Raw genomic sequence first — 2086 nt, 5'->3', positions numbered from 1 at the left:
GCGCGGGCGCGGCCGTCTCGGGGCTGGTGCGGGCGGAGGACGGGCTGGTGCGGCTCGGCCCGCACGTCGGCTGGATCGACGAGCCGCTCGGCGAGGCGCTGGGCAAGATCCTCGGCGGCGACCGGCCGGTGCAGGTCCGCAACAACGCCGACCTGAGCGCGCTGGCCGAACACGTCCGCGGCGTGGCCGTCGACTGCGACAACGTCGTCTACCTCACCGGCGCCGGCGGAATCGGCGGCGGGATCATCGCCGGCGGCCGGCTGGTCACGGGGCACGGCGGGTACGGCGGCGAGGTCGGGCACATGGTCGTCAACCCGGCCGGGCGGAAGTGCGCGTGCGGCGCCTACGGCTGCTGGGAGACCGAGGCCGGCGAGGGCGCGCTGCTGCGCCTGACCGGGCGGGCGCGCGGCGAGGCCGGTCATGAGACCGGACGGGAGGCCGTGCGCGCGGTGATCGACGCGGCCGCCCGCGGCGACGCGCTGGCACAGGCCGGGCTGCGACAGGTCGGCGACTGGCTGGGCTTCGGCGTGGCCAACCTGGTGAACATCTTCAACCCGGAGATGGTCGTCTTCGGCGACGGACTGCGCGAGATCTACATCGCCGCGGCCGCCCAGGTGCGCAGCCGGCTCAACCGCAACGGCCTGCACGTCTGCCGCGAGCACGTGCGGCTGCGCACCCCCGCGCTGGGCGAGGACTCGGCGCTGCTGGGTGCCGCGGAGCTGGCCTTCGAGCCGTTGCTCGCCGACCCGCTGGACAATAACTGAGTGCTCGACACCGCCGGGTTCAACGCCGCGCTTGCGGCGGCCGAGAAAGTCGTCGACCGCGGCCCGGTCGGCGCGGCGACGGCGCTGCGGTCGGCGGGCGTCGATCCGACGCTCGCGGCCGCCGCCCTCACCCAGGCCACCCTGCGGCGCGCGGCCGTCGGGAAGTTCGGCGCCGCCGCCGGGTCCATGTTCTTCACGCGGACGGGGCTGGAGCAGGCCACCCGTGCCCCGGTGTCGACGGCGCGGGCCGCCCGGTTGGCGCGGGCCGGCGTCACGACGGTGGCCGACCTCGGCTGCGGCATCGGTGCCGACAGCCGCGCGTTCGCGCTCGCCGGCCTGTCGGTGCTGGCGGTGGAGGCCGACCCCGAGACGGCCGCGGTGGCCCGGGCCAACCTGCGCGGGCTCGACGCGACCGTCGTCACCGGTGACGCCACGACGGTCGACCTGTCGGCCGTGGACGCCGCGTTGTGCGACCCGGCCCGCCGCACCGCCGGCGGGCGCCGCGTCTTCTCCACGGCCGGGCTCTCCCCACCGTGGGAGTTCGCGGTCGGTCTCCTGGCGCGCCTGCCGTTCGCCGTGCTCAAGCTGGCCCCCGGCATCCCCCACGACCTGATCCCGGCGGGTGCCGAGGCCGGGTGGGTCTCGGTCGACGGCGACCTGGTGGAGGCGGCGCTCTGGTCGCCGTCGCTGGCCGAGGTCCCGCGCCGCGCGACGGTGTTCCGTGCCGGCACCGCGCACGAGCTCACCGGTCCGGGCACCGTGCAGGCCCCGCCGGGCGGGGTCCGGCGGTACGTGTTCGACCCCGACGGCGCGGTCACCCGGGCCGGCCTGGTCGCCGAGTTCGCCGAGACGGTGGACGGGGTCCTGGCCGACCCGCAGATCGCGTTCGTCTACGCCGACCGCCCGGCGCGGACGCCGTTCGCCCGCTGCCTGGAGGTCGTCGACGAGGTTCCGGTGGCCACGAAGAAGCTGCGGGCCGCCCTCCGGGCCCACGGCATCGGCCGGCTGGAGATCCGCAAGCGGGGCAGCGCGCAGGACGTCGAGAAGCTCCGGCACGAACTCCGGCTCTCCGGCGACGGCTCCGGCGTCCTCCTCCTCACGAAGATCGCCGACCGGTCCGCCGCACTACTATGCCGAGGTGGCGAGTAAAGGAACCCCGGCGACGGCGCTGCTGAGCAAGCGCAAGGTGACGTTCACGCTGCACGAGTACGTGGTCGACCCGGGTGCCCCGTCCTACGGTGAGGGCGCCGCGGCGGCGATCGGCGCCGATCCGGCCCGCGTGTTCAAGACGCTCGTCGCCGACGTCGACGGCCGGCTGACCG

At 75.9% G+C, this 2086-nt stretch carries 2 protein-coding genes and 1 pseudogene; all 3 read left to right on the top strand.

Annotation, left to right across the window (positions count from 1 at the left end; translation table 11 throughout):
- On the top strand, window positions 1-764 hold a 764-nt coding region (locus Vau01_RS31115; RefSeq protein WP_203999934.1), incomplete at its 5' end, for an ROK family protein.
- Window positions 765-1913 (top strand): class I SAM-dependent methyltransferase, encoded by a 1149-nt coding sequence (locus Vau01_RS31110; protein WP_203999932.1) that lies wholly within the window; start codon window positions 765-767, stop codon window positions 1911-1913.
- A pseudogene (locus tag Vau01_RS31105) lies at window positions 1903-2086 on the top strand (Cys-tRNA(Pro) deacylase); the annotation flags it as partial. The gene Vau01_RS31110 and the pseudogene Vau01_RS31105, both read left to right, overlap by 11 nt.

Origin of the sequence: Virgisporangium aurantiacum, from assembly GCF_016863635.1 — a bacterium.
Lineage (GTDB): Bacteria > Actinomycetota > Actinomycetes > Mycobacteriales > Micromonosporaceae > Virgisporangium > Virgisporangium aurantiacum.
This window is presented reverse-complemented; position numbering and strand designations above follow the sequence as displayed.